This is a genomic window from Rubrivivax benzoatilyticus JA2 = ATCC BAA-35 (assembly GCF_000190375.1).
GTDB classification, from domain to species: Bacteria; Pseudomonadota; Gammaproteobacteria; order Burkholderiales; family Burkholderiaceae_C; genus Rubrivivax; species Rubrivivax benzoatilyticus.
Genome location: NZ_AEWG01000044.1, coordinates 25,812 through 43,528, shown reverse-complemented (window position 1 = coordinate 43,528; position 17,717 = coordinate 25,812). Strand labels below are relative to the sequence as shown.

At 71.4% G+C, this 17,717-nt stretch carries 14 protein-coding genes, 1 pseudogene and 1 riboswitch; of the genes and pseudogenes, 5 read left to right on the top strand and 10 right to left on the bottom strand.

Going from position 1 to position 17,717, the window contains the following annotated elements; genetic code table 11:
- The 3 genes from RBXJA2T_RS19725 to RBXJA2T_RS04730 all read right to left on the bottom strand — a co-directional run.
- Positions 1 to 344 (bottom strand): helix-turn-helix domain-containing protein (locus RBXJA2T_RS19725; protein ID WP_138938786.1); only part of this gene is annotated, 344 nt, incomplete at its 3' end.
- Between the two features lie 138 nt (positions 345 to 482).
- A complete protein-coding gene (locus tag RBXJA2T_RS04735; protein WP_009856184.1) occupies positions 483 to 1,433 on the bottom strand; it encodes a LysR family transcriptional regulator in 951 nt (316 codons plus the stop codon).
- Positions 1,434 to 1,453: 20 nt separating this feature from the next.
- On the bottom strand, positions 1,454 to 2,902 hold the full coding sequence (locus RBXJA2T_RS04730) for a M20 family metallopeptidase (RefSeq protein ID WP_009856183.1): 1,449 nt from the start codon (positions 2,900 to 2,902) through the stop codon (positions 1,454 to 1,456).
- A 109-nt stretch (positions 2,903 to 3,011) separates the two neighbouring features.
- Here RBXJA2T_RS04730 and RBXJA2T_RS04725 point away from each other — a divergent pair, with 109 nt between their 5' ends.
- Positions 3,012 to 3,845 (top strand): enoyl-CoA hydratase-related protein, encoded by an 834-nt coding sequence (locus RBXJA2T_RS04725; RefSeq protein ID WP_009856182.1) that lies wholly within the window; start codon positions 3,012 to 3,014, stop codon positions 3,843 to 3,845.
- 278 nt (positions 3,846 to 4,123) lie between these two features.
- On the opposite strand, the pseudogene RBXJA2T_RS04720 reads toward RBXJA2T_RS04725, so the two are convergent.
- The 6 genes and pseudogenes from RBXJA2T_RS04720 to RBXJA2T_RS04695 all read right to left on the bottom strand — a co-directional run bounded on the left by RBXJA2T_RS04720 (position 4,124) and on the right by RBXJA2T_RS04695 (position 9,847).
- Positions 4,124 to 5,327, bottom strand: a pseudogene (locus RBXJA2T_RS04720) (CaiB/BaiF CoA transferase family protein).
- Positions 5,293 to 5,661 (bottom strand): VOC family protein, encoded by a 369-nt coding sequence (locus RBXJA2T_RS04715; protein ID WP_009856180.1) that lies wholly within the window; start codon positions 5,659 to 5,661, stop codon positions 5,293 to 5,295. The pseudogene RBXJA2T_RS04720 and the gene RBXJA2T_RS04715 overlap by 35 nt, the downstream one beginning before the upstream one ends.
- Positions 5,662 to 5,993: 332 nt before the next feature.
- The gene (metW, locus tag RBXJA2T_RS04710) at positions 5,994 to 6,578 is read right to left on the bottom strand and encodes a methionine biosynthesis protein MetW (RefSeq protein WP_009856179.1); all 585 of its coding nucleotides are present in this window, start codon (positions 6,576 to 6,578) and stop codon (positions 5,994 to 5,996) included.
- On the bottom strand, positions 6,571 to 7,725 hold the full coding sequence (metX, locus tag RBXJA2T_RS04705) for a homoserine O-succinyltransferase MetX (RefSeq protein WP_029719066.1): 1,155 nt from the start codon (positions 7,723 to 7,725) through the stop codon (positions 6,571 to 6,573). The genes metW and metX overlap by 8 nt, the downstream gene beginning before the upstream one ends.
- Positions 7,726 to 7,755: 30 nt before the next feature.
- Positions 7,756 to 7,832: riboswitch (SAM riboswitch) on the bottom strand.
- Positions 7,833 to 7,869: 37 nt separating this feature from the next.
- The gene (locus tag RBXJA2T_RS04700) at positions 7,870 to 8,487 is read right to left on the bottom strand and encodes a glutathione S-transferase family protein (RefSeq protein WP_009856177.1); all 618 of its coding nucleotides are present in this window, start codon (positions 8,485 to 8,487) and stop codon (positions 7,870 to 7,872) included.
- Between the two features lie 85 nt (positions 8,488 to 8,572).
- A complete protein-coding gene (locus RBXJA2T_RS04695) occupies positions 8,573 to 9,847 on the bottom strand; it encodes an amidohydrolase family protein (RefSeq protein ID WP_029719067.1) in 1,275 nt (424 codons plus the stop codon).
- A 237-nt stretch (positions 9,848 to 10,084) separates the two neighbouring features.
- On the opposite strand from RBXJA2T_RS04695, the gene RBXJA2T_RS04690 reads away from it, so the two are divergent.
- Both RBXJA2T_RS04690 and RBXJA2T_RS04685 read left to right on the top strand, forming a co-directional pair.
- The gene (locus RBXJA2T_RS04690) at positions 10,085 to 12,301 is read left to right on the top strand and encodes a TonB-dependent receptor (RefSeq protein ID WP_009856175.1); all 2,217 of its coding nucleotides are present in this window, start codon (positions 10,085 to 10,087) and stop codon (positions 12,299 to 12,301) included.
- Between the two features lie 5 nt (positions 12,302 to 12,306).
- Positions 12,307 to 13,269, top strand: coding sequence for a BMP family lipoprotein (locus tag RBXJA2T_RS04685; protein ID WP_009856174.1), 963 nt, complete (start codon positions 12,307 to 12,309; stop codon positions 13,267 to 13,269).
- Position 13,270: 1 nt separating this feature from the next.
- Here the strand turns inward: RBXJA2T_RS04685 and RBXJA2T_RS04680 are convergent, their stop codons facing one another.
- Positions 13,271 to 14,344: an adenosine deaminase family protein gene (locus RBXJA2T_RS04680; RefSeq protein WP_037291040.1), complete on the bottom strand. Its 1,074-nt coding sequence runs from the start codon at positions 14,342 to 14,344 to the stop codon at positions 13,271 to 13,273.
- Between the two features lie 85 nt (positions 14,345 to 14,429).
- On the opposite strand from RBXJA2T_RS04680, the gene RBXJA2T_RS04675 reads away from it, so the two are divergent.
- Positions 14,430 to 15,398 (top strand): BMP family lipoprotein, encoded by a 969-nt coding sequence (locus RBXJA2T_RS04675; RefSeq protein WP_009856172.1) that lies wholly within the window; start codon positions 14,430 to 14,432, stop codon positions 15,396 to 15,398.
- A complete protein-coding gene (locus RBXJA2T_RS04670) occupies positions 15,398 to 16,936 on the top strand; it encodes an ABC transporter ATP-binding protein (protein ID WP_009856171.1) in 1,539 nt (512 codons plus the stop codon). The genes RBXJA2T_RS04675 and RBXJA2T_RS04670 overlap by 1 nt, the downstream gene beginning before the upstream one ends.
- The last annotated feature ends 781 nt before the right edge of the window (positions 16,937 to 17,717 follow it).

Here is a 17,717-nt window from a genome sequence, read left to right as displayed (position 1 = left end):
GGGCTGATCAAGCCGTGGCGCTTGAGCACCGAGTTGACCGTGCTCGCTGCGATGCGCACACCTGCGTCACGAGCCAGGACATGGGCGATCTTGCGGCCACCCCACGCCGGGTGCTCGCTTCGAACGGCCAACACCTGGTCCTGCAGTTCCTGCGCTGTGCGAGATGGCGAATGGCATGGGCGACGGGATCGGTCCTCCAAGTCCTCGCGGCTGAGCCACTTGTAGCCCGTCTTGCGGCTGATCCCGAACCGGCGACACAGCTCACTGACGTTCGCATCCGCTTGGCGGGCCAGACCGACGAACTCCTGTGTCTGATCCTTCACGGTGACTGCGCTCCACGGCAACTTCGTTCTCCGCTGGCTAGGCAGGAAAAAGTGTCACCTATGTCCTCGCACACCTGTCACCTGTGTCCCCGGTCCATACAGGAGGGGACTTGGGGAGCCATCGCCCAGGCGCCTGCGCGGCAGAAGCCGCGCAGGCGCCTAGGCCACCAGCGCCAGCGGGCCGCCGCAGGCGGCCAGCCAGGGATCGCGGTCGTCGCCGCCGAAGGCCTGCACCAGGAACTCGATCAGCGCGCGTGTGCGCGCCGGCACGTGCTTGCGGCTGGGCATCGCGGCCCAGATCGACAGCCCCGCCAGGCGCCACGACGGCAGCACACGCTCGACACGGCCGGCAGCCAGCGCCTCGTCGAGCATCAGCGTCGGCAGCGCGGCGACGCCCAGCCCGGCCTGGGCGGCGGCGAGCTGGGTCTGCAGGTCGTCGCAGTGCAGCGCGCCGGCCTGCTCGGGCACCACCGTCTCGGCGGCCTCGCCGGCGTCGCCGCGGAAGAACACCAGCCCGCGCGGCTGCACACCCGGCTGGAACAGCAGCTCGTGGCGCGCCAGGTCGCGCGGGTGGCGCGGCCGGCCGTGGCGCGCCAGGTAGCCCGGCGCGGCGCAGAGCAGCACCTCCGAACGCGCCAGCCGGCGCGCGACGAAGTCGCCGTCGATCGGCCCGCGCAGCGTCAGCAGCGTGACGTCGTAGTCCTCGTCGACGGTCTCGACACGGCAGGGCGACACCAGATCGATCGACAGCCTGGGATGCTGGGCCGAGAAGCGCGCCAGGTGGCGCACCAACTGGTGCGCCGCCAGCGCCGACGGGCACAGCAGGCGCAGCGGCCCGCTCAGCTCGCGCGTCGATTCGCCGGCCAGCGCGTCGGCCTCGTCGACGTCGGCCAGGATGCGGCGCGCGCGCTCCAGGTAGCTCTCGCCGACCTCGGTCAACGCGACGCGGCGTGTCGTGCGGTTCAGCAGCCGCGCGCCCAGATGCGCCTCGAGTTCGGCGACGACCCGCGTGACGACCGGCGGCGCCATGTCCAGCGCCCGCGCCGCACGCGCGAAGCCGCCTTCGTCGACGACGCGCACGAAGACCTTCATCGCGCGCAGCTGGTCCATCGCGGCTCCCGGCCCTGGGTTCAGCGGAAGGCAGCGACCACCTGCGCCACCGCGGCCGTCAGGCGCTTGGCGTAGGGCACGTGCAGGAACTCGTTGGGCCCGTGGGCGTTGCTCTTCGGGCCCAGCACGCCGCAGACCATCATCTGCGCCTTCGGGAAACCGGCCTGCAGCATGCTCATCAGCGGGATCGTGCCGCCCTGGCCGATGTAGCCGACCGGGGCGCCGAAGTGCGCGTTCGACGCCGCGTTCAGCGCGTCTTCCAGCCACACCGGCAGCTCGGGCGCGTTCCAGCCGCTGGCGCCCAGCGCGCCGGCGCGGCCGTCGGGCACGAAGGTCACACGCGCGTTGTACGGCGCGTTGTCTTCCAGCAGCGCCTTCAGCCGGATGCTGGCCTCGTGGCCGTCGACCAGCGGCGGCAGGCGCAGGCTGAGCTTGAACGCGGTGTACGGGCGCAGCACGTTGCCGGCGCTCTTCAGCTCGGGGAAGCCGTCGACGCCGGTGACGCTGAGCGTCGGCCGCCAGGTGCGGTTGAGCAGGCCTTCGACCGGGTCGGTGGTCGTCGGCAGCGCCAGGTTGCCGTCGGCGCCGCAGACCCAGGGCATGCGCTTCCAGACGTCGTCGCCGAGGATGGCCGCGGTGGCCTGGGCCTGGGCGACGCGCGAGGCCGGCACCTCGCAGTGGAAGAACTCGGGCAGCAGCTGGCCGGTCCTGGCGTCTTCCAGCCGGTCGAGCACCTGGCGCAGGATGCGGAAGCTCGACGGCACCAGGCCGCTGGCGTCGCCGGAGTGGATGCCTTCGGTCAGGATCTCGACCTTCAGCACGCCGCTGACCATGCCGCGCAGGCTGGTCGTCAGCCACAGCTGGTCGTAGTTGCCGGCGCCGCTGTCCAGGCAGACGACGAGGCCGACCTCGCCGAGGCGGGGCTTCAAGGCGTCCAGATAGGCCGGCAGGTCGTGCGAGCCGCTTTCCTCGCAGGTCTCGATGACGCCGACGCAGCGCGGGTGCGCCGTGCCCTGGGCCTTCAGCGCCTCGATCGCGGTGACCGCGGCGTAGATCGCGTAGCCGTCGTCGGCGCCGCCGCGGCCGTAGAGCAGGCCGTCGACGTACTTCGGCGTCCAGGGGCCCAGGTCGTTGCGCCAGCCGCTGAACTCGGGCTGCTTGTCCAGGTGGCCGTAGAACAGCACCGTGTCGGTCGCCGCGCCGGTGGCGGCGACCTCGAAGAAGATCACCGGCGTGCGCCCGGGGATGCGCACGATCTCGATCGCCAGACCCGGCACGCGGCGCGATTCGACCCAGGCCACGGCGTCCTGCACGACGCGTTCGATGTGGCCGTGGGCCTGCCAGTCGGCGTCGAACATCGGGCTCTTGGCCGGCACGGCGATGTAGTCGGTGAGGGCGGGCACGATGCGCTCGTCCCAGGCGCGGTCGACGAAGTCGGCCAGCGGCAGGTGGCGGTCGGGTGCGTTCATGGGCGGCTCCTGCGTGAATCGGGCAATCCCACCAGTGTAGGCCTGCGCCCCCGCGCCCCGAGGGGAAGCCGGGCTTCGCAGCGCCGGGGGCCGCCGCTATCCTGGCCCGATGACGACCGACTTCTTCCGCCTCGAGCTCGCCGACACCGGCGTCGCCCACCTGCAGCTCGCCCGCCCCGAGCGGCTGAACACGATGACGCCGGCCTTCTTCCCGGCGCTGCGCGAGGTCGTCGAGTCGCTCAACGCCGAGGGCCGCACGCGCGTGCTGGTGATCTCGTCGACCGGCAAGCACTTCAGCGCCGGCATGGCGCTGGACGTCTTCGCCAGCGACCTGTCGCTGCTGGACACCGGCAACGCACGCCGGCGGCTGGCCTTCCAGGACTCGCTGCGCCAGCTGATGCGCTGCTTCGACGTGCTGGAGTCGGCGCGTTTCCCGGTCATCGCCGCAGTGCAGGGCGGCTGCATCGGCGGCGCGCTCGACCTGGCCGCAGCCTGCGACCTGCGCGTCTGCTCGGCCGACGCCTTCTTCACCGTGCAGGAGATCCAGATCGGCATGGCCGCCGACCTGGGCGTGCTGCAGCGCCTGCCGAAGATCGTGCCGCCGGGCGTGGCGCGCCAGATGGCCTACACCGGCGAACGTGTCGGCGCCGAACGCGCGCTGGCCGTCGGCCTGGTCAACGCCGTGCTGCCCGACGCCGCGGCGACGCTGGACCACGCCATGACGCTGGCCGCCGAGATCGCCGCCAAGTCGCCGCTGGCCATCGCCGGCAGCAAGCTGGCGCTGAACTACGCCATCGACCACCCGACGGCCGACGCGCTGGAGCAGATGGCGCTGCTGCAGAGCGCGATCTTCGACATCGGCGAGATGGCACAGGCCATCCAGGCCTGGCAGAGCAAGCAGCCGGCGGGCTTCGACCCGCTGGCCCCGGTCCCGCGGGTCTAGGACGCAATGCGGCCAGGGGAAGAACGGGGTCAGGTCTGTTGAGACCTGACCCCTACCACCCGAGCCCCTCCAGGCGTGCCGTTGGCGGCGGGACGAACGGACGAACGGACGAACGGGGTCAGGTCTGTTAAGACCTGACCCCTACCCCCGGTGCCGCGCGTCTAGCCTTCGGCTTCGCGCTTCGCACGCAGCGCAGCCAGCACCTCGTCGGTGTCCTGAAGAACGGAAGAACGGGGTCAGGTCTGTTGAGACCTGACCCCTACCCCGGTGCCGCGCGTCTAGCCTTCGGCTTCGCGCTTCGCACGCAGCGCCGCCAGCACCTCGTCGGTGTCCTGGCCCAGCGCCGGCGCGTTGCGGCGGTGGCTGCCCGGCGTGCGCGACAGCTTGGGCACGATGCCGGGCACGGTCAGCGTGCTGCCGTCGGCCATCGTCACCGGCAGCAGCATCTCGCGCGCCGCGTAGTGCGGGTCGTGCGCGATGTCGGCGGCGGTGTAGATGCGGCCGACCGGCACCGCGGCGGCGTCCAGCGCGGCCAGCACCTCGTCGACCGTGCGCCCGGCGGTCCAGGCGCCGATCGCGGCGTCGATCTCCTGCACACGCACGACGCGGCCGGTGTTGTCGGCCAGTGCCGGGTCGGCGGCCAGGTCCTCGCGGCCGATGGCCGTCATCAGCCGGCGGAAGATGCTGTCGCCGTTGCCGGCCACCAGCACCTGGCCGTCGCGGCAGGCGTAGGCGTTGCTCGGCGCGATGCCCGGCAAGGCGCTGCCGGCCGGGCCGCGCACGGCGCCGAAGGCGCTGTACTCGGGCAGCAGGCTCTCCATGCAGTTGAAAACCGCCTCGTAGAGCGCGACGTCGATGATCTGGCCGCGGCCGCTCTGGCCGCGCTCGTGCAGCGCCATCAGCACGCCGATGACGCCGTGCAGCGCCGCCAGCGTGTCGCCGATCGACACGCCGACCCGCACCGGCACGCGCCCGGGTTCGCCGCTCAGGTGACGCAGGCCGCCCATCGCCTCGGCAACGACGCCGAAGCCGGGTTTGTCGCGGTACGGCCCGGTCTGGCCGTAGCCGCTGACACGCAGCACGATGAGCCGCGGGTTGGCCTCCATCAGCGCCTCGGGCGCGAGGCCGAAACCTTCCAGCGCGCCGGGGCGGAAGTTCTCGATCAGCACGTCGGCTTCGAGCGCCAGCTCGCGCACCACGGCCTGGGCCTCGGGGGTCCTTCAGGTCCAGCGCCACCGAGCGTTTGTTGCGCGACTGCAGCTGCCACCAGACCGAGGTGCCGTCCTTCAGCAGCCGCCAGCGGCGCAGCGGGTCGCCGCCGTCGGGGGGCTCGATCTTGATGACCTCGGCGCCGAAGTCGGCCAGGGTCTTGGCGGCAAACGGCCCGGCGATCAGCTGGCCGAGTTCGAGCACCTTGAGCCCGGCCAGCGGGCCGCCGGCGGCGGGCTCAGCCCATGCAGAAGACGTTGAGCTTGTGGCCATCGAGATCGCGGAAGTAGCCGGCGTAGAAACCTTCGCCGCGCGGCCCGGCGGCCCCTTCGTCGGCACTGCCGAGTTCGAGCGCCTTGCGGTAGACGCGGTCGACGGCCTCGCGGCTGTCGACCTGGAACGCGACCATCACGCCGTTGCCGACGCTGGCGGCCTGGCCGTCGAAGGGTTTCATCACGCCCAGCATCGGCTGCGCCATCGATCGCCCCCAGGCGTAGCCGCGGCCGAAATCCATCATGCGCTTGGCGCCAATCTCGGCGAGCAGCGTGTCGTAATACGCCGCGGCGCGCGGCAGGTCGTTGGTGCCCAGGGTGACGTATCCGATCACGGCCAGCTCCTCGTGCCAAAGGTGCCCGAGTCTAGGCGCGGCCGGCCGCGCCGGGAGCGCGTGCCGACCCGGCCCCCGCTCACCGCGCTCGAACTGGTGCATCGGGGTCAGGTGCATCGGGTGCATCGGGGTCAGGTGCATCGGGGTCAGGTCCCGTGAGGTGCATCGGGGTCAGGTCCCGTGAGGTGCATCGGGGTCAGGTCCCGTGGGACCTGACCCCGGACGGACGCGGACGGACGCGGCCCGCAGCTGGCAGGATGCATCGGGGATGCATCGGGGTCAGGTCCCGCGGGACCTGACCCCACCCGGCGCTGACCCCACCCGGCGTCGGCTCACCCGCGCTGGAACTTGAACACCGCGACGCTGGCGCGCAGGTTCGGCAGCGTGCGCACGACGCGCCCGTCCTGCAGCCCGAAGGCGTCGCTGATCTGCAGCCCGTTCTTGCGCGCCAGCACCTCGAAGTCGGCATAGGTGCCGACGCGGATGTTGGGCGTGTCGTACCACTCGTAGGGCAGGGCCCGCGTCACCGGCATGCGGCCGCCGACGACACGCACGCGGTTGGGCCAGTGGGCGAAGTTCGGGAAGCTGACGATGCCGATGCGGCCGACGCGCACCGTCTCGTGCAGCATGCGCTCGGCATTGCGCAGGTGCTGCAGGGTCTCGATCTGCAGCACGACGTCGAAGCTCTGGTCGTCGAACAGCGCCAGCCCTTCTTCCAGGTTGAGCTGCACGACGTTGACGCCGCGCTGCACGCAGGCGAGCACGTTGGCGTCGTCGATCTCGATGCCGTAGCCGGTGCAGCCCTTGTGGCGCTGCAGCCAGGCCAGCAGCTCGCCGTTGCCGCAGCCCAGGTCGAGCACGCGGGCACTGTGCGGCACGAGGTCGCCGATGATCTGCAGGTCGCGGCGTTCAGACATGGGCGGCCTCCGTCTTCACGGCGCCGACGCGCGCGGCGACACCCTCGAAGTAGGCGCGCATCACCTGGTGGTAACGCGGGTCCTCCAGCAGGAAGGCGTCGTGGCCGTGCGGGGCGTCGATCTCGGCGTAGCTGACGGCGATGCGGTTGTCGACCAGCGCCTTGACGATCTCGCGCGAACGCGCCGGCGAGAAGCGCCAGTCGGTCGTGAAGCTGACGACGAGGAACCGTTTGTCGCGTGCCGGCGCGAAGGCCGCCGCGAGCCGGCCACCGTGTTCGCGCGCCGGGTCGAAGTAGTCGAGTGCGCGCGTGATCAGCAGGTAGGTGTTGGCGTCGAAATAGGCGCTGAACTTGTCGCCCTGGTGGCGCAGGTAGCTCTCGATCTGGAACTCGATCTCCTGCGTGCTGTAGCCCAGCTCGGCGGCGCGCAGTTCGCGGCCGAACTTGGCTTCCATCGCGTCGTCGGACAGGTAGGTGATGTGGCCGATCATGCGCGCCACGCGCAGGCCGCGCTGGGGCACGACGCCGTGTTCGTAGAAGTGGCCGCCGTGGAAGTCGGGGTCGGTGACGATGGCCCGCCGCGCGACCTCGTTGAAAGCGATGTTCTGCGCCGACAGGTTGGGCGCGGTGGCCACCGCGATGCAGTGCTCCAGGCGCTCGGGGTGGCGCATCGCCCAGGACAGCGCCTGCATGCCGCCCAGGCTGCCGCCCAGCACTGCCGCCAGCTTGGGGATGCCCAGGCGATCGACCAGCCGCACCTGCGCGTCGACCCAGTCCTCGACGGTGACGACCGGGAAGTCCGCGCCCCAGGCCTTGCCGGTGGCCGGGTTGACGTGCGTCGGCCCGGTCGAGCCGAAACACGAGCCCGGGTTGTTGACGCCGATGACGAAGAAACGCTCGGTGTCCAGCGGCTTGCCGGGGCCGACGAGGTTGTCCCACCAGCCGGTGGCGCCACGCTCGTCGACACCGGCGACGTGGTGGCTGGCGTTGAGCGCGTGGCACACCAGCACCGCGTTGCTGCGCTCGGCGTTGAGCGTGCCGTAGGTCTCGTAGACCAGCGAGTAGGAGGGGAGCGACGCCCCGCTGCGCAGCGGCAGCGGTTCGTCGAAGTGCATCGTCTGGGGAGTGACGCGTCCGACCGAAGCCATAAGCAAAAACCCGGCGCCGCCGTCAGCGGGCACCGGGTCTCGGTGTCCTCTTTAGCGGCATTTGTTGAAGCGCCCGCAATCAGGATCAAATCGGCGCTGGAGGAAGGAGTATAGCCACCGGCACATCGCTGCCGGCGCCGCGCGTCAGCCCCTGGGCGGCGCGGTGTCGATGAAGCTGGGGCGTGCCGCCAGCTTCTCGGCCAGCTTGGCCAGGTTCGGGTAGGGGCCGCGCCAGTCGACCTCGGGGAAGCGGAAGTCGAGGTAGCCCAGCGCGCAGCCGACGGCGACGTCGGCCAGCGTGTAGTGGGTGCCGGCGCACCAGGGGCGCTCGCCCAGGCCCTGGCTCATCGCCTTCAGGCTGGCCTGCACCTTGGCCATCTGGCGGTCGATCCAGGCCTGCGAACGCTGGCCTTCGGTGCGGCCGTTCCAGGTGGCTTCGAGGCGGGCGAGGATCAGCGCGTCCAGCACGCCGTCGGCCAGCGCCTCCCAGGTGCGCACCTCGACCCGTTCGCGGCCCGACGGCGGGATCAGCTTGCCGACCGGCGACAGCGCCTCCAGGTACTCGACGATGACACGCGAGTCGAACACCGCCTCGCCGCCTTCCATCACCAGGCAGGGCACCTTGCCCAGCGGGTTGGACTTGAGGATCGTGTCGGTGCCCCAGACGTCTTCCAGCACGAGCTGGAAGTCCAGCTTCTTCTCGGCCATGGCGACGCGCACCTTGCGGACGTAGGGGCTGGTGAGCGAACCGATGAGTTTCATGGGGGGAGGAGAGTTACAGCTTTGGGCTTGCCAGGGCCGATCGATTCTAGCCAAGCCCCCCTGAACCCCCCGGGGCACCCCGCCCCTAGGACCGCTGTAGCGTGAAGTCGACGCTCGCCGGCCGGCCGGGCAGCGCCAGCTCGGCGGTCGCCGGTGCCGCGCGCGACAGCACGCGGCCGCCGCGCACCACCAGCAGGCGCTGGGCGCGCAAACGGATCGCCTCGGCCGGCGAGCGCGCCTGCAGCAGCACGAAGTCGGCGCGGCAGCCGGGCTCCAGCCCGTAGCCCTCCAGCCCGAGGATGCGCGCGTTGTTCACCGTCACCGCGTCGAAACACTGGCGCATGCCGGCCTGCGAGGTCATCTGCGCGACGTGCAGCCCCATCGCCGCCACTTCGAGCATGTCGCCCGAGCCGAGCGAATACCACGGGTCCAGCACGCAGTCGTGGCCGAAGCCGACGTTGACGCCCGCGGCCAGCAGCTCGGGCACGCGCGTCATGCCGCGGCGCTTCGGATACGTGTCGTGGCGGCCCTGCAGCGTGATGTTGATCAGCGGGTTGGCCACCGCGTGCAGCCCGGCCTCGGCCATCAGCGGCAGCAGCTTGCTGACGTAGTAGTTGTCCATCGAGTGCATCGACGTCAGGTGCGAGCCGGTGACGCGGCCCTGCAGCCCCAGGCGCTGGGTCTCGTTGGCCAGCGTCTCGACGTGGCGCGACAGCGGGTCGTCGCTCTCGTCGCAGTGCATGTCCACACGCAGTCCGCGGCGCGCGGCGATCTCGCACAGCAGCTTCACGCTGGCGGCACCGTCCGCCATCGTGCGCTCGAAGTGCGGAATGCCGCCGACGACGTCGACACCCAGGTCCAGCGCCCGCTCCAGGTTGGCCAGCGCGCCCGGCGAACGCAGCACGCCGTCCTGCGGGAAGGCGACGAGCTGCAGGTCGAGGTAGGGCGCGACGCGTCTCTTCACCTCCAGCAGCGCCTCGACGGCCAGCAGCCGCGGGTCGCAGACGTCGACGTGGCTGCGGATCGCCAGCAGCCCGCGCGCCACCGCCCAGTCGCAGTACTGCAGCGCCCGTTCGACCAGCGCCTCCTGCGTCAGCAGCGGCTTGAGTTCGCCCCACAGCGCGATGCCTTCGAGCAGCGTGCCGCTGGCGTTGACACGCGGCAGCCCGTAGCTGAGCGTCGCGTCCATGTGGAAGTGGGCGTCGACGAAAGGCGGGCTGACGAGCCAGCCGCCGCCGTCGACGACCGGCGTGCCTTCGGGCGCGGTGAGCGCGGGGCCGACGGCGGCGATGCGGCCGTCCTGGACGAGCAGGTCGAGGCCGCTGCGGCCGTCGGGCAGGGTGATGTTGCGAACGAGCATGGGGAGGTCGGCAAGGCGGTGGACGCCACCGAGCATACGGCGGCGACCGGGGCCGAAGATGCGGTCGCCGGCGCGCATCACGTTCCGCCCGGACGGGCGGACGACGGCCGACACCGCGCCCGCCGGACGGTTGCGGGCTTCCCCGCCTGCTTGAGGGTGTGCCGCGCCAGCACGGTGTTCGGTGGCACGCCGTTTGCGCCGGCGCGCCGCGAGCCCGAATCACACCAGGAGGATCCCATGGCCCGAACCCCGCGCCTGCCGGCGCACCACGCCGTCGCAGCCGCCGCGATCGCCGCGCTTCACCTCGGTGCATCCGCACAGTCCGCCGACGACGCCGAAGCCGGCAAGCTGCAGACGATCTCGATCACCGCCGAACGCCGGCTGGAGAACATCCAGGAAGTGCCGAACTCGGTCAGCGTGCTGCAGGGCGAGACGCTGGAGGTGCTGAACACCAGCGGCCAGGACATCCGCATGCTGTCGGCGCGTGTGCCCAGCCTGAACATCGAGTCCTCGTTCGGCCGCGCCTTCCCGCGCTTCTACCTGCGCGGCTACGGCAACACCGACTTCCGCCTGAACGCCTCGCAGCCGGTGTCGCTGGTCTACGACGACGTCGTGCAGGAGAACGCGATCCTGAAGGGCTTCCCGGCCTTCGACCTGGAGCGCATCGAGGTGCTGCGCGGCCCGCAGGGCACGCTGTTCGGGCGCAACACGCCGGCCGGCGTCGTCAAGTTCGACTCGGTGGCGCCGACGCAGCGCTTCGAGGGCTACGGCAGCCTGTCCTACGGCCGCTGGAACACCACCAACCTCGAAGGCGCGCTGAACGTGCCGACCTCCGACAGCTCGGCGCTGCGTGTCTCGGTGCTGAACCAGACGCGCAGCGACTGGGTCGAGAACACCAACCCCGACGGCCCGACGCAGGACCTGGAGGGCTACCGCGACAGCGCCGTGCGCCTGCAGTGGAAGACGCAGCCGACGAAGGACTTCAGCGCGCTGTTCAACCTGCACGCACGCGACTTCGACGGCTCGGCGCGGCTGTTCCGCGCCAACATCATCCAGGCCGGCAGCAACGACCTCGTCGCCGGCTTCGACCCCGGCAAGATCTTCATCGACGGCGTCAACCACTCCGAGCTGCAGAACCACGGCGGCAGCGCCCGGCTGCGCTGGGACCTGGGCCCGGTGGCGCTGTACTCGGTGACCGGCTACGAGAGCGTCGAGACCTACAGCCGCGGCGACATCGACGGCGGCACGCCCGGCGGCCCCGGCGTCATCTACTTCCCGTCGGAGACCGCCGACGGCATCCCGAAACACTCGCAGTGGACGCAGGAGTTCCGCGCCGAGTCGACCGGCGACGCGGCGCTGGGCTGGCAGGCCGGCGTGTTCCTGTTCCGCGAGAACTTCGACTTCGAGAACTTCGGCTACGACTCGCTCAGCGCCGGCAACCCGCAGAACTCGTACGAACGTTCGCGCCAGAAGAACGACGCCTGGGCGGTGTTCGGCGCCGCCACCTGGCAGGCGACGCCGGCACTGTCGCTGCGTGCCGGGTTGCGCTACACGCGCGACAAGAAGGACTTCGACGTGCTCGAGTACTCGGGCGGGCTGGGCAGCCTGGACAAGATCGCCGCGAACACCGAGGACAAGAAGCTCAGCTGGGACCTGAGCGCGACCTACGCGCTGTCCAGGGACGTCAACCTGTACGCGCGTGCCGCCACCGGCTTCCGCGCCAGCAGCGTGCAGGGCGCCGGCGCCTACAACGGCCAGTCGATCGCCACGCCCGAGACCAACACCTCGTTCGAGGCCGGCGTGAAGGCCGACCTGTTCGAGCGCCGTGCGCGCCTGGCCTTCAACGTCTTCCGCTACACCGTGAAGGACCAGCAGCTCACCGCGGTGGGCGGCGCGGCCAACTCGAACATCCTGCTCAACGCCGACAAGGCCACCGGCCAGGGCTTCGAGCTCGACCTGCAGGCCTACCTCAGCGAGAACCTGCTGGCCACGCTGGGCGTGGGCTACAACCTGACGAAGATCCACGACAAGGACCTGCTCGTCGCCACCTGCGCGCAGTGCACGGTGAACGACCCGAAGACCGTCATCGGCACCACGACCTACGCGCTGATCGACGGCAACCCGCTGCCGCAGGCCCCCAGGCGCACCGTCAGCTTCACGCTGAAGTACACCCAGCCGCTGGCCGCCGGCGACGTCTACGTGCTGACCGACTGGGCCTACCGCAGCGCGGTCAACTTCTTCCTCTACGAGTCCACCGAGTTCACCAGCAAGTCGCTGCTCGAAGGCGGGCTGCGCGTCGGCTACACCTGGGGCAACGGGAAGTACGATGCGGCGGCTTTCGTGCGCAACCTGACGGACCAGGTCCGGGTCGTCGGCGGCATCGACTTCAACAACCTCACCGGCTTCATCAACGACCCGCGGACCTACGGGGTGCAGTTCAAGGCCAGCTTCTGACGACGATGAAACGCTTCCTCCTGGCCACCGCGACGCTCGCGGCGGCCGCCACCGCCGCTGCGCAGCCGGCGGTGATCTACGAACTCGGCGGCAAGAACGACAAGTCCTTCGGCGAGGCGGCCTGGCGGGGCGCGGAACAGTGGAAGAAGGAGACCGGCAAGCCGTACCTCGAGTTCGAGATCGCCAACGCCGCGCAGCGCGAGCAGGCCGCGCGGCGTTTTGCCGAACGCGGCGCCGACCCGGTGGTCGGCGTCGGCTTCCCGCAGGCCTCGGCGATCGAGAAGGTGGCCCGCGACTTCCCGAAGCAGCGCTTCGCGATCGTCGACATGGTCGTCAAGCTGCCCAACGTGCAGAGCTTCGTCTACCGCGAGCACGAGGGCAGCTTCCTCGTCGGCATGCTGGCGGCGATGGCCAGCAAGTCGGGCAAGGTCGGCTTCGTCGGCGGCCAGGACATCCCGCTGGTGCGCAAGTTCCTCTGCGGCTACGAGCAGGGCGCGAAGTACGCCAACCCCAAGGTGCAGGTGCTGTCGGCGATGACCGGCACGACCAACGCCGCCTGGACCGACCCGCCGCGCGGCGCCGAACTGACCAAGGCCCAGATCGCCCAGGGCGTGGACGTCGTCTTCAGCGCCGCCGGCACCACCGGCTTCGGCATCATGCAGGCGGCCAAGGACGCCGGCATCTACGCCATCGGCGTCGACAGCAACCAGAACCACCTGCACCCCGGCACGATGCTGACCTCGATGGTCAAGCGCGTGGACCTCGCGGTCTACCAAGCCTTCAAGGGCGTGCAGCCGGGCGTGACGGTGCTGGGGCTGAAGGAAGGCGGCGTCGACTACGCGCTCGACGAACACAACGCCAGGCTCATCACCCCGGCGATGAAGGCCAAGGTCGAGCAGGCGCGCGCCGACATCGTCTCCGGCCGGCTGAAGGTCATCGACTACACCGCGGCCAACGCCTGCAAGTAAGTCAGGCCGGCAGCGACACGCCCAACGCCGCGGCGTGCGCACGCACCACGGCCTCGGCGGCCGTGCGTTCGCGCTCGCCGAGGAAGGAGTGGCGCGCCGCCTGCACCGCCATCGCCAGCAGGTCGGCCACGGCCAGCGGCGTCTCGCGCAGCAGCGCCGCGGCTTCCGACGAGTGGCTGAGGCAGGACATCAGCCGGTTGTCGGTGTGATAGCTCAGGCTCACGCCGGCGCGCCACAGCGCGGTGATCGGGTGCGCCGCCACCGAGGCCGCGGCGCCGGTGTGCACGTTGCTCGTCGGGCAGACCTCCAGGTGCAGCCCGGCGTCGCGCACGCGGTCGAGCATCTCGACACGCGCCGGGTCGGACAGCACCTCGACCAGGCGCACGCCGTGGCCGACGCGCCGTGCGCCATGCTGCAGCGCTTCGAGCACCCGTTCGGCGCCGTCGGCCTCGCCGGCGTGCAGCGTCAGCGGCAGGCCGGCGGCACGCGCCGCGGCCAGCGCGTCGGCGTGGTCGCCCGCCGGGTGGCCGTGTTCGGGGCCGGCGAGGTCGAAGCCGACGACGCCGCGGTCGGCCCAGCGCAGCGCCAGCTCCAGCGCGCGGAAGGTCTGCACCTCGGGCAGCTGGCGCATCGCGCAGACGATCAGGCCCGAGGGCAGCGGGCTGCGCTTCAGGCCGTCGACGATGGCTTCGACCGCCGCGTCGCCATCGACGCCGTGGGCCTCGAACAGCAGCGGCGCGACGCGGAACTCGGCCAGCAGCGCGCCGTCGGCGCGTGCGTCCTCGGCGGCTTCGTAGGCGACACGCGCCAGCGCCTCGGGCGTGGCCATCGCCGCGACCGTCAAGGCGAAACCTTCGAGGTACTTGGGCAGGCTGCCGGCGTGCGCGTTGGCGTCGAACCAGGCGTCGAGCGCGGCGACGTCGGGCGCCGGCGACGGCAGGCCGCGCTGCTGCAGCAGCTCGTGCAGCGTCGAGACACGCAAGCCGCCGTCCAGATGCTCGTGCAGCAGCACCTTGGGCAGCGCGTGGGCCAGCGGGGTGTCGGGGTCGTGCATCGCGGCGGAGTCAGCAAGCACCGTGCCGGTCGGGCACGGTCGAGGCAAGGCTTTTGCTACAGGACGTCTTGTATCCTGACCGCCCCATCCCCACCGCCGTCGCGCCATGCCGCTCCGTACCCTCGCCGCGCTCGCGGCCTGCGTCGCCGCCGTGCACGCCGCCTGGGCCGCGCCGGCCGTGGTCTACGACACCGGCGGCAAGTTCGACCGCTCGTTCAACCAGTCGGCCGCCGAAGGCGCCGAGCGCTGGAAACGCGAGACCGGCCAGCCCTTCCTCGAGTTCACCGTCACCAACCCGGCGCAGCGTGAACAGGCGCTGCGGCGCATGGCCGAACGCGGTGCCGACCCCATCGTCGGCATCGGCTTCGCGCAGAGCAGCGCCGTCGAGAAGGTGGCGCGCGACTTCCCCAAGCAGCGTTTCGTCATCGTCGACGCCGTCGTCACGCTGCCCAACGTGCAGAGCATCCTGTTCAAGGAGCACGAAGGCAGCTTCCTCGTCGGCGTGATGGCGGCCACGGCCAGCAGGACCGGCACCGTCGGTTTCGTCGGCGGCATGGACGTGCCGCTGATCCGCAAGTTCCAGTGCGGCTACGAGCAGGGCGTGAAACACGCCGACGCCAAGACCAAGGTGCTGGCCGCGATGACCGGCACGACGCCGGCCGCCTGGAGCGACCCGGCCCGCGGCGCCGAACTGGCACGCGCGCAGTTCGCCCAGGGCGCCGACGTCGTCTTCGCCGCCGCGGGCGCCACCGGCGTCGGCATCCTGCAGGCCGCACGCGACGGCGGCAAGCTGGCGATCGGCGTCGACAGCAACCAGAACCACCTGCACCCCGGCACGATGCTGACCTCGATGGTCAAGCGTGTCGACGTCGCGGTCTACAAGGCCTTCCAGGGCGTGCAGCCCGGCGTCACCGCGCTCGGCCTGAAGGAAGGCGGCGTCGAGGTCGCGATCGACGAATACAACGCGAAGCTGGTGACGCCGGCGATTAAGGCGAAGGTCGAGCAGGCGCGTGCCGACATCGTCGCCGGCAAGCTGAAGGTCGTCGACTACATGGCCAACAACGCCTGCCGCTGATGCCGACGACGGGGCCCGAGGGGCGCGGCGCCGCGGTGCGCCTGCGCGGCATCCGCAAACGTTTCGGCGCGGTGCAGGCCAACGACGGTGTCGACCTGACGGTGGCGCCAGGCCGCGTGCACGGCATCGTCGGCGAGAACGGCGCGGGAAAGAGCACGCTGATGGCCATCCTCTACGGCTTCCACCCGGCCGACGAGGGAACGATCGAGGTCGACGGCCGCGAGGTGACGATCGCCAGCGCGCGCGACGCGATCGCGCTGGGCATCGGCATGGTGCACCAGCACTTCATGCTGGTGGACAGCCTGAGCGCGCTGGACAACGTGCTGCTCGGCGCCGAAGACGGCTGGCAGCTGGGCCGCGCGCGCGCCGCGCTGCGCACGCGGCTGGACGCGCTGATGGCCGAGACCGGCCTGCAGGTACGCCTGGACGCGACGGTGGCCGAGCTGCCGGTCGGCGAGCGCCAGCGGCTGGAGATCCTGAAGGCCCTGGTGCGCGGCGCGCGCCTGCTGATCCTGGACGAACCGACCGCGGTGCTGACGCCGCAGGAGACCGAGCAGCTCTTCGTCACGCTGCGCCGGCTGCGCGAACGCGGCACGACGATCCTGCTGATCACGCACAAGCTCAAGGAGATCCTGGCGCTGTGCGACGCGGTGACGGTGATGCGCGCCGGCCGCGTGGTGCTCGACGGCCCGATCGCCGGCATGACGCTGGACGGGCTGGCCGAGGCGATGGTCGGCCGCCGCGTGCAGCTGGGCCGCGGTGTCGACGCTGGCGCGGCGCCGGGCGAAGAGCTGCTGGCCGCGCACGGCCTGCGCTGGCGCGACGCGCTGGGCGTGCCGCGGCTGGACGGCGTGTCGCTGGCGCTGCGTGCCGGCGAGATCGTCGGCGTGGCCGGTGTCGCCGGCAACGGCCAGGGCGAGCTGCTGGACGCGCTGGCCGGGCTGCTGGCGCCGCAGGAAGGCGAACTCGCGCTCGGCGGCCGGCATTTCACGCCGCCGCACTGGCTGGACCCGGCGACGGCGCGCACGCTGAAACTCGCCCACGTTCCCGAAGACCGCCACGCACGCGGGCTGGTGATGCCCTTCCCGATGTGGGAGTCGGCGGCGCTGGGCCACGAGGCCGGCTACGCACGCGCCGGCTGGCTGGACGGCGGGCGCATGCGCGCCGACTGCGCGACGATGATGGAGCGCTACGACGTGCGCCCGCGCGACCCGGCGCTGCGTTCGTCCAGCTTCAGCGGCGGCAACCAGCAGAAGCTGATCCTGGCGCGCGAGACCTGGGGCGGGCCGAAGGTGCTGCTGGTCGGCCAGCCGACGCGTGGCGTCGACATCGGCGCCATCGAGTTCATCCACGGCCGCCTGCGTGCGCTGCGCGACGGCGGGGCGGCGGTGCTGGTGGTGTCCTCGGAACTCGACGAGATCCTGGCGTTGGCGGATCGGGTGCTGGTGATGGCCGGCGGGCGCGTTGTCGGGGAGCTGCCGGTTTCGGAGTGCAGTGAGGCGGTGTTGGGGAGGTTGATGGGGGGAGCTGCGTGCTGACAGCGTGCATGGATCGGCGCGGAGTCCGGCAGGGCGCAGTAGCCGGGATCGTTCGCCTGCATTGGCGCGAGGCACGCCAGGGGGCCGCCGCCGGGGGCTCCGGCTCGCGGACCGGCGCTGCGCGCCGGCTTCGTTGCGCTGCTCGGATTCGGGGTCGCGCGGCCCAACTCGCTGCGCTCACTTCGTTCGCTCCGCTCAAACAGTCGGCCGCGGGTCAGATCACGATGCGCGCTGCGCGCGCCGACCCCGAATCCTCCGCTGCTCACCCGCGAAAGTCGCCCCCAGCGACGGCCCCCTGCCGTGCCCACAGCGAGCGCTGGCGCACCACCTGTCTGTGCACCACCAGCAGTGGTGGAGCCGGACGTCGGGGCGTGCCCCGGAGTGAAGTATTAGGAGGAGGGCGGGCTTGCCCGCCCGGGGGACATGAACGCAGGGGCACGCCCCGGCGGCCGGCTCTCGCGCCTGAGGTGGCGGTCGGGCTTGCCGTGTCCTTCGGCATCGGCGACCTGCGGACGCGCCGATGCATGAATGCGCGACGGCCGGCGTGCCTGCATCGGCGCGAGGCACGGCAGGGGGCCGCCGCCGGGGGCTCCGGCTCGCGGACCGGCGCTGCGCGCCGGCTTCGTTGCGCTGCTCGGATTCGGGGTCGCGCGGCCCAACTCGCTGCGCTCACTTCGTTCGCTCCGCTCAGACAGTCGGCCGCGAGTCAGATCACGATGCGCGCTGCGCGCGCCGACCCCGAATCCTCCGCTGCTCACCCGCGAAAGTCGCCCCCGACGGC

Coding starts and splice junctions, on each gene's coding strand:
- RBXJA2T_RS04700 (WP_009856177.1), bottom strand. CDS start 8,487: ATGAAACTCATCGGTTCGCTCACCAGCCCCTACGTCCGCAAGGTGCGC.
- RBXJA2T_RS04675 (WP_009856172.1), top strand. CDS start 14,430: ATGCCGCTCCGTACCCTCGCCGCGCTCGCGGCCTGCGTCGCCGCCGTG.
- RBXJA2T_RS04685 (WP_009856174.1), top strand. CDS start 12,307: ATGAAACGCTTCCTCCTGGCCACCGCGACGCTCGCGGCGGCCGCCACC.
- RBXJA2T_RS04695 (WP_029719067.1), bottom strand. CDS start 9,847: ATGCTCGTTCGCAACATCACCCTGCCCGACGGCCGCAGCGGCCTCGAC.
- RBXJA2T_RS04670 (WP_009856171.1), top strand. CDS start 15,398: ATGCCGACGACGGGGCCCGAGGGGCGCGGCGCCGCGGTGCGCCTGCGC.
- RBXJA2T_RS04730 (WP_009856183.1), bottom strand. CDS start 2,902: ATGAACGCACCCGACCGCCACCTGCCGCTGGCCGACTTCGTCGACCGC.
- metW (WP_009856179.1), bottom strand. CDS start 6,578: ATGTCTGAACGCCGCGACCTGCAGATCATCGGCGACCTCGTGCCGCAC.
- RBXJA2T_RS04725 (WP_009856182.1), top strand. CDS start 3,012: ATGACGACCGACTTCTTCCGCCTCGAGCTCGCCGACACCGGCGTCGCC.
- metX (WP_029719066.1), bottom strand. CDS start 7,725: ATGGCTTCGGTCGGACGCGTCACTCCCCAGACGATGCACTTCGACGAA.
- RBXJA2T_RS04690 (WP_009856175.1), top strand. CDS start 10,085: ATGGCCCGAACCCCGCGCCTGCCGGCGCACCACGCCGTCGCAGCCGCC.
- RBXJA2T_RS04735 (WP_009856184.1), bottom strand. CDS start 1,433: ATGGACCAGCTGCGCGCGATGAAGGTCTTCGTGCGCGTCGTCGACGAA.